The organism is Pseudomonas sp. DR48 (assembly GCF_019823085.1).
Classification (GTDB): Bacteria; Pseudomonadota; Gammaproteobacteria; order Pseudomonadales; family Pseudomonadaceae; genus Aquipseudomonas.
This window is the reverse complement of record NZ_CP081946.1, coordinates 43,641-56,381: the sequence shown is the minus strand read 5'-3', so window position 1 is coordinate 56,381 and position 12,741 is coordinate 43,641. Positions and strand designations below refer to the sequence as shown.

Genomic DNA, 12,741 nt, shown 5'->3' with positions numbered 1-12,741 from the left:
TATTTCGGAGCTATTTTGAATGTTAAGACCAAAAAATGTTATAAATCAGTTTTGGTTGGTTTCGCGCTTGTTTGCTCCGGGTCAGTGACCGCGTTTGAGGTTCGCTCGGCCCAAGGGGGCTAACGTCGTCGACGTAAAGTCGTCGCTGGAACCAAGGAGTGGTCATTTGCAAGTGTTACCCTTTTATGTAGGGCTATGGTTGTAGCCGTCTTACAGGGTGTTCGTATTAGTGCAGATAATTTACTCGATTGGAAGTGCGTTGCTGAGAGTCAGCATGCCCATAGGATTTTTTGACGCATATGCTAAATATTAGTGATTTGTCATCAGTGGACAAACAAAAAGTCTTCGACTATCTCAAGTGGAACAGTTTCCGTTCCGAGAAGTACAAGGTTTTATACGTTAGTACCCCCAAGGTTGCGAGTACTACCCTGAAGTGGTGGTTTGCGTCACTAGAAGGTTGTTCACAAGCCTTGCGTGGCGTCGGCGAGGCTGCGGGAAGCAATTCTGATCAAGTTGTTCACGAGTTTCACAAGGTTGCGCCCCATGTCAGCGGGCTGGAAATAGACGACCTTTTGGAACCTCTGCTTGCTGATACATATTTTCGATTTGCCGCCGTACGAAACCCTTATAAGCGCATCTTCTCTGCATGGCAGTCGAAAATACTGTTACAAGATCCGGAGCAGATCGCATCGTATCCAAAGTTTGAGTTATTACAGCAGCCGGTAAAAAGCGTAGCGGATGTTGCTGCGGCTTTTGAGGCGTTTCTGGAGTATCTCGCAAGCAATAGCGCATCTTCACCTGAAAAAGATTTTTGGGCGCCTCAAGCCACGCTATTGCGTCCGGATCTGATCAATTATTCCTTGTTGGTCAAAATTGAAAACTCCTCTGAACTGCATAAAGCATTATCGCAGCACTTCGGTGAGCAGACCACCGATCCTTTTGCAGAGCCTTCGCAAAGTGAAAATGTCATTCCCTTCCTTCCTGCTTTTATAACGGAACGAAGTGCGAGTTTGATTAAAGAGTTGTATGCCGAAGATTTTGATGTCTTCGAATATGACAGGCAAGTACCAGAGCGTACAGAAGCGTTTTCGGTAGAGCAGTTGGATCTCGCGTTTGACGCGGCCCGGCTGATTCGGGAAAGTCGTCATCAGATCGGTGCGCGCTCCCTTCAAATCCAGGACTTGACCCAACAGATCGAGGATTTGAATCAGCGAATTGCGTCGCTGAATCCGACTCTCTTTGAACGTGAATCGCAGTTAAAAGAGCTCATGGGTTCTTTGGTTAAGCGTGACCGGCATATCGCCAGTCTTGAGCAATCTGTGGGTGTGCTCAACAGGCAGTTAGTCGAGCTCAAAGCTGTTTTGGTTGATCACGAAAAAGAGAATGTCAGTCTGAAAGCTGATCTGCTCAAGACGCAGCAGGAACTCCAGGCATTACTCTCTTCGCATTCCTGGCGTTTAATGTCGTCTGTGCGTATGGTTTCAGGATTTGTGCGAGAGTCCGTCCATAACGTCAGAACGCTGACATGGAGTAAATTTGTCGACTCGTTAAGGCGTCGTCGCGAGCTTTATAACGAAAACACTCTTCGTGAGATTCAAGAAAGCGGGTTGTTTGATCCGGAATATTACCTGGCCAACAATGCAGATGTTCGTGCAAAAGGCACTGATCCACTGAAGCACTACATGCTCAAGGGCTGGATAGAAAATCGCAATCCTTGCGCCGCTTTCAGTCCTTCGGATTATCTGTCGGCCAACGCTGATGTTGCCGAGGCTCAGGTTCATCCGCTGCTTCACTACATTCAATGCGGACAGCTCGAAGGTCGTCCAATCAGATTGCCAGTTCGCACTTGCGAAATGACAGCGGTCAAGCGCCGTCCCGTCGGGCGCAATGCGGTTTTCAATCCGTATGGTGAATATACACCGATACCGGTCCTCAAGGCTGTGCTCGAGGCACAGATCGAAGCCGTCAAAAAGTCAGGATTGTTCGACGAGAAGTACTACCTTGCAATGTACAGCGATGTACCGGAGGTCTCGGTAGATCCGCTCAGGCACTACTGTGAACAGGGCTGGCGCGAAGGTAAAAATCCTTCCATGGACTTTGATACGCGCGCCTACCTCGCAATGTACAAAGACATTCAACACATTGGTCTAAACCCGCTTTGGCATTACATTGTCACTGGCGCGGCGGAGCATAGAATAGCGGTACCGGACGCACTCATTAATCACGAAAACGACATCCGTTTTGGTGAAGTCAACAGCGACATCAAGTTGCTTGCGTTCTATGTATCGCCTGACTGGGAGGCGTTGCGTAGTGCCAGATTCGCTGCCAAAGGCAATTCGCAGCGACCACGCCCAGACAAGATGCTTGGGTTGTATGATCCGTTGGATGGGCGTGTGCTCGCCCAGCAAGTACTCAGTGCCAAGAGCCATGGCTTTTTTGGCTTTTGCTTCAAACTGAGCGCAGATTCGGTTGTGCAAGCGTCGCCACAGCCTCTGGACATTTTTCTTGCCAACACGGAAATCGACTTTAATTTCTGCGTACAGATAGATTTGCATCAGGAAGGCCTGGCGAACAACTTGATTACGCCTGTTGTTGCAGTTCTGGCTGATAAGCGATGTGTGCAGGTTGATGAGCACCCCGTCATCGTGGTCAAGATCAATGAGTACGACGAAGACATCGTTGATTCAATTCGCAAGCTGCGTGAGCGTTTGAATGAACTGTGTGACGGCGTGTACCTGATTGCTCAGTTTGGTTTTGCGGGTTCGGAAGAGTTGGCGCAGGATCTGGATGGTTTGTGTGACGCCGCGCTTGATCTTTCTGCAGATCCTGTGCCGGGCGAAACTGGTGTATTTACACCGCAAAACAAGAATGGAATAGATACCGTTCCGTATAACCTTGTTGCTTCGCAAGGGATCGTACGAGCGCAGAAAACACATCTTCGTGCTACTCCGGTTTTCCACGCTATTTCATTGGGGCGTGATGAAACTGCGCTTAAGCAATATTCTCCTCTTGTGTATTCGCGCTTTCACATTCGTGACTATGGCCGTTGGCTTGACGCGGCGATCAGGGGCGCGAGAAAGGCTCTCCCCGAGGATCGCCGTCTACTGTTCGTGAATGCCTGGAACAATTGGCAGGAAGGGCTTTTCCTTGAGCCGGACAGTATCACCGGTTTTGGTCGATTGAACGAAACAACACGCGCTTTGCTGGATATTGATTCCAGTACGATTATGCCAAAAGTTTCGGTAATTGTTCCAAACTATAATCATGAAAGCTACCTTGCTCGTCGGCTGGATAGTATTTATGGCCAGACTTACAAGAACATAGAAGTTATCCTGATGGATGACTGTTCGACTGATGATAGCCGTTCGGTGTTAACGGGTTATGCGGAAAAATACCCTGATGTAACGCGCTTGTTGTTCAATGAGACGAATTCGGGTGGCGTTTTTCATCAGTGGGCTAAGGGCATCAAGGCGGCCACAGGTGACCTGGTATGGGTCGCTGAAAGCGATGACTACTGTGATGAGCGTTTCCTGGAGGCGCTTGTTAGTTGTTTTGATGACGAAGCGGTGATGCTTGCATACTCGAAATGTGAGTTCGTTACCACCGACGAAGTTGTTATGCCTGACCAGTTCCTTAACTATGTAAGTGATCTGGAGTGTGCGAATAAATGGACAGGTTCCTATGTAAGCACGGCGCATAACGAAGTGCGCTCGGCGTTGGGTATTAAAAATACAATACCTAATGCCAGCGGCGTGCTTTTCAAGCGTCCCGTTGATATGCCGCTGCTGGATGATCAGTCGTGGTTGTCAATGAAAGTGGCCGGTGACTGGGTCTTCTATTTGCATATCCTGCGCGGCGGAAAAATTGCTTACTCCACTGAGGGTACGAACTTCTTCCGTCGACATTATGCAAGTACTGCCAACACCACTTATCGCAAAGAGGTCTTTTATCGCGAGCTCGGGGTGGCGAACAGAACGGTTCAGTCCCTCTACAATGTTCCGATGTCGGTGCTTGAGGCTTGCGAGGAATCCAGCAAGAAGCTGTATGACCACTATGTCGGGGGCTCCGCAGAAGAGTTTCTACGCTGGTACGACCATGATTCGATTGTTCGTGCTAGGGCTGATCGACTGCCGAACGTGATGGTTTCCACCATCGGCTTCTATCCGGGCGGTGCCGAAATTCTTCCGATTCGACTGGCAAACGAGTTTAAGCGCCAAGGTATTTCCGTTTCCTTGTTTAGCGCCGGGATACCAAAACGCGAAGACGGTGTTCGCAAGATGCTGAGAAACGACGTGCCGGTGATCGAGACGTCGAATATCGAATCGGTGAAAGAGATCATTCATGATTTCGGAATTGAAGCACTCAATAGCCACCAGTGGTACGTTCAGAAGTATCCGGTCGATGTCCCGGATGTTTTTTCCGAGCTAGGCGCCCACGTGGCTGCTCTGCACGGGATGATTGAACATGGCAATGGAGTGACTGATGAACAGTTGCGCATTGCTGACAAAGGTGTCAGTACATGGGTCTATACCGCTGAGAAGAATCTTGTTCCCTTCTCGGACATCTCACTGTACGACAAGTCTTCGCCCCGTTTCGTCAAGGTTCCTAACGGGTTGCAGCCGCCGGAAATCGTTCCAATCTCGCGCGTGCAGATGGGTATACCGGAAGATGCTTTTGTATTGTGTTGTGTCAGTCGGGCAATTCCGGATAAAGGCTGGGGCGAAGCGATCCAGGCGGTAGAACTTGCGCGATCAATTTCCGGTCGGGACATCCGTATTATATTGGTCGGTAATGGCCTGGTGTACGACGAGTACTGCCAAGCAGGTGCGCCTGACTTCGTTTACCTGGCTGGTTTTAGTGATAACTCTGTAGGCCATTATGCTGCCGCGGACATGGGCATCATGTTATCGACCTTCAGGTCCGAAAGTTTCCCTCTGACCATTGTTGATTGTCTGTTTGCCGGCAAGCCATACATTGCCACGGACGTAGGCGACATCAAAAACATGCTGACGATAGAGACCGGCGTTGCCGGGGAGATCATCGAGTTGGAAGATTGGGTCGTCCCAATCGAGCGCGCGGGCCGCGCAATTGCAGCGTTCGCGACAGATGAACGGAAATACAAGGAAGCCGTCGGTCTGGTGAAAGACGTTTCCAGTCGATATCGAATTGACGCCGTTGCTTCTCAATATCTTCGTTTGTTCGAGCGTGACATTCGGCAGAGCAGGGCGCAGTCGTCGAAGGCCGAAGGCGCTGGCATGACTGTCCAGGAGCTGTAGCCGGACTTGCTGTAAGCAGGACAGCTAGCGTTTAGGGGAGGGCTCACAGGGCCGGTCCGGCTGATTGCCAGGCCGGCACTGAGAGCGAGACGGGATCTCCGGCAATTTGGTAAGCCGCCTCTCTTGACGTATCATTAGCCGTCACAGTGTGTTCCGTTAAATAATAAGTGTAGGTCGTTGCAATGGTTGCCAAGGATGGGGCAGGACAAGCCCGCCTTGTCTGCTGCTGCACAAGGCGGCAGTTTCAACCATATCAAGCGCTGGAGGGCAACGTTGAATAATTCCGAGAACACTTCCCCTGATCCCGTTAAGCGGTCCCTGGTTTTGGGGGGGCGTGGTTTCATAGGCACCCACTTGATAGACGCATTGCTCGAACAGGGGCATTTTGTGCGCTGTTTCGATCGTCCCAATGTGGCGCCGTTGGGTGAATCCCACTTCAGCCATCCTAATTTCGAGCTTTGCGAAGGAGACTTCACCAGCGAGGCCGAAGTCGCCAAGGCATTGGAAGGTTGCGATGTTTGCTATCACCTGGTGTCTACGACCCTCCCCAAGTCTTCAAATGCTGATCCCGTCTTCGATGTGGAGAGCAATGTCGTTGCGACCATTCGCCTGCTAAACCTTGCGGTGAAGTCCGGCCTGAGGAAGATTGTTTTTATATCCTCCGGTGGCACGGTGTATGGAGACCCTACGCAAGTACCTATTCCAGAAACCCATGCTACTGACCCGGCATGCTCATATGGGATCGCCAAGTTGGCGATCGAGAAGTATCTGGCGCTTTTCCATCGCTTATACGGTCTTGATTATACTGTTCTACGTCTCGCAAACCCCTTTGGTGAGGGGCAGCGCACCTATGCTAGCCAAGGCGCAGTAGCCGTATTCCTTGGTAAAGTCCTGCGTGGCGAGACGGTTGAGATTTGGGGCGATGGCACAGTTGTACGCGACTACATTCATGTCTCTGATGTGGTGAGAGCGTTGTTGGCATCGTCAGCGCAATCCGGTGAAGAGCATGTGTTCAATATCGGTTCAGGGCGCGGACATAGTCTCAATGAGGTTCTTGACGCGATCGAGAGGGTCACGGGGCGAAATGCCAGTCGTGAGTACTTGTCGGGTCGCGGATTTGATGTGCCTGTCAGTGTCCTGGATATCGAACGCGCCAAACAGTCTTTGGGGTGGACACCTTTCGTGAGTTTCGATTATGGATTGGAGCGCTTTGCTGCTTGGTTATCGGATAATCCTGAATAAGCACATTGATTTAACGATTTAAACACACCATAAGCTCACTTCCTGGAAGGTGAGCTTATGGTGCGGTTACGATCTCTGGAAGGCTTCAAAAGCGGGAGGATGAGGCGTCAAATCGATCTGTAAAGGGTCACCATCCGGCCGGGTTGTGACGAAAGAAATGCCCTTCTAGAATATTACATATAAGAACGCCGATTTGTTGAATATGTTTGCACCCGCGAACATCTCAATCAAACCGGCGTTCTTGTTTCTGTATTTTCTTTCATCCATGAAAGACCAATTCACGCGACTGTAGCTGATTTGTCTGTGATTGGCAGATGCGTCTTATGGTGTAGAGCTCAATGGACTAATTGTTTCTCTTTCAATAGTTTTCGTGTGATGGTGTTAACCTGCTTAACCCACCAGTCATCAAAGCGAGAGAGTGGTACTGCTAATGCAATTGAAGTGGTAGCGGTGACAATAAATACGATAATTAAGCTTTGAGTGTTGCTGATTCCGTGATTTGCAAGTTTGATATATACGTAGCTTGATAGTGAGCAGATCACAAGGGTATGGACAAGATAGAGTGGGAAACTGATTTTTCCAATACCTCTTAAAAGTTTGCCGTCCAGGTTTTTAAACACCTTTTGATTGCTCATGGTTGCGAATATTATGCAGGCGGAACCCAGCGTGTGGAGCAAGGTTTGGGTATGAGCTTTCATAATATCGGGGATGACTGAAGCCCAAACGTATGACTTTTCCGGGATCATGTATCCGAGCAAGTATAGCCCGAAAATAATTAATGCTATAGATGCGAGGAAGGGGATTTCATTTTTGTTTTTGGTCAGATAAACAGAAAGAAATGTACCGGCAACAAAGGGAAATATGAAGTCGTTATAGAACAGTGCTGATATTGAAATAATTATGAAGGCGTAAATAAGGTAGCGGTATTCGAGTATTACTGAAATAAAGCATGCAAGCATAAAGACAATCATGCTGCCGTAAAACTCGGGTTTCATGGTCCAAAGGTTTGTATTGTAGCTAGCTACTCCTGTGAAAAAAGTTGTCATTCCTTGCGTTAGAGCTCCCCAAAAGCTCGGTTCAAACCCTGGTGTCAATCCGTAAGCAAACGTCGCAAGCCATGGGCTCAAGCTAAGTTGTGAAGCGTCGTGGAAATAGTAAAAACCAAGCTTGAATAAGCAGTAACTTGCGACAGTGGTAATCGTTACTGTAGCGGCCAGTCTAGGAAATCTTTTAAGAAACGCTAGAAGCAGTTTTTGTGGGTTTTCATGATTAAAATAGGACCAGCACAAAACAAAGCCTGAAAGGGTGAAGAAAAAACCAACAGCTGCTGTGCCGTTAAAAAGAGCAAAATATGGCTGCCCTATTAAGCTGTCTTTGTTTCGTGCGTCCCCTAATAATCCAGTTGTATATGGGGAAAATCCTAAAAAAAAATGGTGAACAAGTACAATAAATGCAGCTATTCCCCTATAGGCTTCAAGAGGGAATAGTCTATTGCTTCCAGTTTCCAATTTTGCTGACATGTCAGGCCTTGAATATTTATCGTTTGATCTATGAATGCGGAATAATAGGCAGATTTATTTGGTTTGGCTAGCCTATGACCCATAGCGTTTGGGGGTAGGCTGCATTGGCGCTGACGCTCTCTCCGCGCTGCGGAAATGCCAGATTGTTGACGACCACGTCAAACGCATGTAACTGAATAACGTCACCATAATGACCCGTTTAACCGAGGCTGCGAGGCTAACGACAGTTTTTTCGGGGGGGGCAGATAAACATTTTCGGCTTTTTGCGTCGGATGACATCACGAGATGTAGCTTGCAAGAGGCTTTGTTGCTTTGCCTCCTATGCTGCAATGCCTATGCGGCTACTTTCATAAAAAACCAATGTTCATCGTAACTTGATAAAGTGGTTTTTTATGAGTTCACCGGTTTATTAGCTTATTAAGAATTACAGGCGCGCACGAAAATATTAATGGCCAAAATAAGCTTTGGTAACTGTTTCGGGGTCCGAGTCCATTTTTATTTTGCCGTGCTCCAGCCAAATGACCCGATTGCATGTATGCAGCACCAGGTCACGGGAGTGGCTGGCAATCACCAAAATGCTGGTGGCTTGGACCAGTTCGTTCATCCGGGCTTCTGCTTTGTGCTTGAAGCCTTCGTCCCCTACCGACAGCCATTCGTCCATGATCAATATTTCAGGTCTGATGGTCGTCGATACCGCAAAGGCCAGGCGCAAGTGCATACCGGAAGAGTACGTGCGTACCGGCATGTCAATGAAGTCACCCAGTTCTGAAAACTCAATAATTTCCTCGAGTTTTTCTGCAATATCACTTTTTGTCATCCCGAGCAGGATGCCGCGCATGAAGATGTTTTCCCTGCCGGATGCCTCCGGGTCAATCCCTAATGAAATATCAATGAGGGAAGCGACTTCGCCGCTGATACTGGCGGTACCGGCGGACGGGGCGTATACGCCGCTCAGCAGTCTGAGTAATGTGCTTTTGCCAGCGCCGTTATGACCGAGCAATCCAACCCGGTCTCCGTCATTGAGGGAAAAAGTAAGGTCTTCCAGCGCTCTGACGATCACTCTGCCTTGCTCGTTGGCACTGAGTTTGCCGCCTGTAGCGACTTGAATGAGTCGCTTTTTCAGAGAGCGAGCACTTGCGTTATAGATAGGGAAATCAACGCATGCGTTATGAAATTCAATAAAAGCCATAATAGTTTTCTTCTTAGAGCCAATAAGCAATGCGACGTTTATAGAGGCCATAGATGATGATCGCTATGCACCAGCCAAACAGAGCCATGCCCCCGGCCACGCACCAGCTAACAGTGCTCACATCCTGTCCGAGCAAGGGAGCCCTGACGATTTGTATGAGGTGATAGATGGGGTTCATATCCAGTAAATAGGTGCCGGCTCGGCCAGGTAGCAGACTTGGAAGCCACATGATTGGCGTCAAGTAAAAGGCAATTTGCAAGACGCTCGCAATGATCTGCGGGAGGTCGCGATATCGAGCGCATAAAAGGCTCAGTATCAAGCAGATCCATGCCAGATTGAGAACAAGCAGTGCAAAGCCCGGGATGCTCAACAGCGCGCCAAGACCCAATGGTTTCTGAACAGCCAGCAGCACAAGCGGGAAAATGACGATGTTGTGCGCGAGGATCAAAGTGTTGCGCCATAGTGTGCGTAGAATATGCACAAATAATGGGATTGGGAGTTGTTTGATAATGCTTTCCGCGGCGATGAGGCTAGTGCAGCCCTCTAACACGCAGGTAGAAATAAAACTCCAGAGAATCATACCTGCTGCGAGAAATGGCAGAAATTCTTTCATGGGGGAGTTAAATATTTGGCCAAATACGAGGCCAATGGTACCAATCATAACGCCCATGCTGATGGTGAGCCAAAACGGTCCAACAGCAGAGCGCCTATACCGTTGACGTACATCCTGCCATCCGAGCATGCCTACCAGAGAATAGCGCTTTACAGCCGTCGCTATATCTGCCATGGCGGCGGTAATTGAGTTGTTTAGCATTCGAAACACCGGGTTGTCAAAACAGTCAATGATTGTAATCTTGTAGGAGGGGTGAGTGTCACTTTTTCCATCCCGTCTAGTTTCCAGTTTTTTACGATCGCGGGATGTACTCCGCGCAGAATGCCTCTCTGTTGCAAGGAGGCGGCATAAAGTCTGCAGCTATTTCGTATGACGCGCGCCCTATCATCACAAGAGCTTTTTATTGAAAAGCAGTGCTTGTATTGGGCGATTAAAGTGTGCTAGCAATACGAGATAGCGTCTCTGTCTGATGACCTGCACTTTTTCTATCATCCCACGGCCAGAGGCGAACTCCCAAGAAATTTCCCTCACCCCCAGAAGCGCATTTTGGGTTAAGTCGTAGCGTCTGATCGTCAGTGCTCCCTATAAATCGCCAGCTCGAGAGCGGGCAGAGCGATTAGCTAATGGTTATCGACGAGCAGTTTGGCGGCAGCAACGATCCGTGATTTCAAGCGAGTTTCGCGTCCGTGCATTGTTTGTCCGGCAGGCCATTCAGAGGGGCGAATTATAGCGGGGCTTTCAGCTAAATGCTCCTTCCTGGACCTGCCACGTGCAAGTATTGGGCGATCTCGTCCTCAAGAGGTTACAATGCCGATCGACGACCGCGCAAAAGGAGGGGGCTACGGGCTCGAACGCTTGAATGGATAAAATACGCAGAGTGTTGCTGGGTTTGCCTCGCAGGCAAAAAAGACTCATACAGGTTGCCACCGATGTGGTTTTGGTGTGGGTCGCTTTGTGGCTGGCCTTTATTGTTCGCCTGGGTATCGACGACGTATACAATCCGCTGAAGGCCCATTTCTGGCTCTTCGTCAGCGCCTCGATTATCGCCATTCCCCTTTTTGTGCGCTTTGGCATGTACCGCGCTGTCATGCGCTACTTCGGTAATGATGCACTGATTGCCATCGTCAAGGCAGTCAGTCTGTCTTCCCTCATCCTCGCTGTGGTGGTCTACTGGTACAGCAATCACGAAGTCGTGGTGCCGCGCTCCATCATCTTCAATTATTGGTGGCTAAGCCTGGTGATCATTGGCGGCCTGCGTCTGTGCATGCGTCAGTATTTCATGGGCGATTGGTTCACCGCTGCCAAGCATGTACCGTTTGTCAATCGAGACGATGGTTTGACCAAAGTCGCCATTTACGGGGCTGGCGTCGCGGGGAACCAGTTGGTTGCAGCGTTGCGCATGGGGCGCGTGATGCGTCCTGTCGCCTTTGTCGATGACGATTCCTCTATCGCGGATCGTTCAATTGCCGGGTTGCAGGTCTTCAAGCCCAAGCATATTCAGCAGATGATCGACGTAACGGGTGCACAGGAAATCCTTCTGGCGTTGCCGTCTTCGACTCGTGCGCGGCGTAGGGAGATTCTCAATTTTCTGGAGGACTTCCCGCTCCATGTGCGCAGTGTTCCGAATTTCACTGATCTGGCCAGTGGTCGGGTCAAGGTGGACGACATTCAGGAAGTCGACATTGCTGATCTGTTGGGGCGGGATTCGGTGCCGGCGCAGCCTGATTTGCTGGCTCGATGCGTCAAAGGCAAGACCGTTTTGGTGACGGGGGCGGGCGGTTCGATTGGTTCCGAACTCTGTCGTCAGATTTTCTCTCTGGGACCAACCACACTGTTGTTGTTCGATCATAGCGAATTCAATCTCTACAGCATTTTGTCCGAACTCGAGCATCGTATTGCTCGTGAGTCATTGCCTGTCCGGTTGTTGCCAATACTGGGGTCGATTCGCCATCCCCATAAACTTCTGGATGTAATGAAGACCTGGAGCGTGGACACGGTTTATCACGCGGCGGCCTATAAGCACGTGCCGATGGTTGAGCACAACATTGCCGAAGGTGTGCTGAACAATGTGATCGGGACGCTCAATACCGCTCAGGCTGCATTGGAGGCAGGTGTTGCAAACTTTGTGTTGATCTCGACCGATAAGGCTGTGCGCCCGACCAATGTCATGGGCAGCACCAAGCGGTTGGCCGAGTTGACCTTACAGGCACTCAGTCGTGAGCTGGCGCCGGTGTTATTCGGGGATAAGGCCAATGTGTCCCGGGTCAACAAGACCCGTTTCACCATGGTGCGGTTCGGTAATGTGTTGGGCTCATCGGGATCGGTTATTCCGCTTTTCCACAGCCAGATCAAGTCGGGCGGCCCTTTGACGGTTACCCACCCGAAGATTACCCGTTACTTCATGACTATTCCCGAGGCGGCACAGCTGGTAATCCAGGCCGGATCCATGGGACAGGGCGGGGATGTGTTCGTGCTGGACATGGGCGAGCCGGTCAAGATCGTCGAGTTGGCGGAGAAGATGATTCACCTGTCTGGCCTGAGCATTCGCTCGGAGAAAAACCCGCACGGCGATATTTCCATTGAGTTCACTGGTCTGCGTCCTGGGGAAAAGCTTTACGAAGAGTTGCTGATCGGCGACAACGTGTCTGCTACCCGGCATCCGATGATCATGAGCGCCAAGGAAGATCATTTGCCTTGGGAAGTGCTCAAAGGCAAGTTGATGGAGTTGCTGTCTGCCGTTGAGGGCGATGATTATTCGCGGGTTCGCCAACTTCTGCGTGACACTGTCAGTGGTTACGCACCGGATGGTGAAATCGTCGACTTGATTTATCAGCAGCGTCGCATCGAGCCCTGATCGTTACACATGCTGTAACGGACACATTTTTGACAGAATTGCCCCAT

The 12,741-nt window shown here is 49.9% G+C and carries 6 protein-coding genes; 3 read left to right on the top strand and 3 right to left on the bottom strand.

Annotated features, from left to right (window positions below):
• Positions 1-299 precede the first annotated feature (299 nt).
• Together K5K95_RS00220 and K5K95_RS00215 are read left to right on the top strand one after the other, a co-directional pair.
• Positions 300-5,276, top strand: coding sequence for a glycosyltransferase (locus tag K5K95_RS00220; protein WP_222587921.1), 4,977 nt, complete (start codon positions 300-302; stop codon positions 5,274-5,276).
• A gap of 195 nt (positions 5,277-5,471) precedes the next feature.
• Positions 5,472-6,518: an NAD-dependent epimerase/dehydratase family protein gene (locus K5K95_RS00215; protein ID WP_261398122.1), complete on the top strand. Its 1,047-nt coding sequence runs from the start codon at positions 5,472-5,474 to the stop codon at positions 6,516-6,518.
• Positions 6,519-6,853: 335 nt separating this feature from the next.
• On the opposite strand, the gene K5K95_RS00210 is transcribed toward K5K95_RS00215, so the two are convergent.
• The 3 genes from K5K95_RS00210 to K5K95_RS00200 all read right to left on the bottom strand — a co-directional run bounded on the left by K5K95_RS00210 (position 6,854) and on the right by K5K95_RS00200 (position 10,041).
• Complete coding sequence (locus tag K5K95_RS00210) at positions 6,854-8,038, bottom strand: acyltransferase family protein (RefSeq protein ID WP_222587920.1); 1,185 nt, start codon at positions 8,036-8,038, stop codon at positions 6,854-6,856.
• Positions 8,039-8,483: 445 nt separating this feature from the next.
• A complete protein-coding gene (locus K5K95_RS00205) occupies positions 8,484-9,227 on the bottom strand; it encodes an ABC transporter ATP-binding protein (RefSeq protein ID WP_222587919.1) in 744 nt (247 codons plus the stop codon).
• Positions 9,228-9,240: 13 nt separating this feature from the next.
• Positions 9,241-10,041: an ABC transporter permease gene (locus tag K5K95_RS00200; protein WP_261398121.1), complete on the bottom strand. Its 801-nt coding sequence runs from the start codon at positions 10,039-10,041 to the stop codon at positions 9,241-9,243.
• A gap of 658 nt (positions 10,042-10,699) precedes the next feature.
• Between K5K95_RS00200 and K5K95_RS00195 the strand changes: the two genes are divergently transcribed.
• A complete protein-coding gene (locus K5K95_RS00195) occupies positions 10,700-12,694 on the top strand; it encodes a polysaccharide biosynthesis protein (protein ID WP_222587918.1) in 1,995 nt (664 codons plus the stop codon).
• Positions 12,695-12,741 lie beyond the last annotated feature (47 nt).

Bases quoted from the DNA above. Each gene is read 5' to 3' on its own strand.
- K5K95_RS00200 (WP_261398121.1), bottom strand. From the start codon at position 10,041: ATGCTAAACAACTCAATTACCGCCGCCATGGCAGATATAGCGACGGCT.
- K5K95_RS00195 (WP_222587918.1), top strand. From the start codon at position 10,700: ATGGATAAAATACGCAGAGTGTTGCTGGGTTTGCCTCGCAGGCAAAAA.
- K5K95_RS00205 (WP_222587919.1), bottom strand. From the start codon at position 9,227: ATGGCTTTTATTGAATTTCATAACGCATGCGTTGATTTCCCTATCTAT.
- K5K95_RS00220 (WP_222587921.1), top strand. From the start codon at position 300: ATGCTAAATATTAGTGATTTGTCATCAGTGGACAAACAAAAAGTCTTC.
- K5K95_RS00210 (WP_222587920.1), bottom strand. From the start codon at position 8,038: ATGTCAGCAAAATTGGAAACTGGAAGCAATAGACTATTCCCTCTTGAA.
- K5K95_RS00215 (WP_261398122.1), top strand. From the start codon at position 5,472: ATGGGGCAGGACAAGCCCGCCTTGTCTGCTGCTGCACAAGGCGGCAGT.